At 33.9% G+C, this 280-nt stretch carries 1 protein-coding gene; it reads right to left on the bottom strand.

Annotation, left to right across the window (positions count from 1 at the left end; all coding sequences use genetic code 11):
* A partial coding sequence (locus tag K9V48_RS28805; RefSeq protein WP_224142368.1) for a transposase occupies positions 1–280 on the bottom strand: 280 nt, incomplete at both ends.

Genomic DNA, 280 nt, shown 5'->3' with positions numbered 1-280 from the left:
TAGAGGATTCAGTTTAGATACTAGTTGAAAATCTTCTTTTTTTGCATATTGGATATTATCTTTTTCTGAATAAGCTGTATCACCAATGATTCTATCAATTGTCATGCCTGCATCTTTACTTTTCTCAACTAAATCTTTCAAGTATTTTCCATCACTTTTCTCACCAGTAGTAACAATCGCAGCTGTAATAATCCGTTCATCGCTCATGGCTATATGTGTTTTAAATCCAAAGAAAGAAGAATCAGCTGTTTTGTGTCCTACACGTGCATCTGGATCAGTA

The sequence above is a fragment of the Metabacillus rhizolycopersici genome, from assembly GCF_020075705.1.
This window is presented reverse-complemented; position numbering and strand designations above follow the sequence as displayed.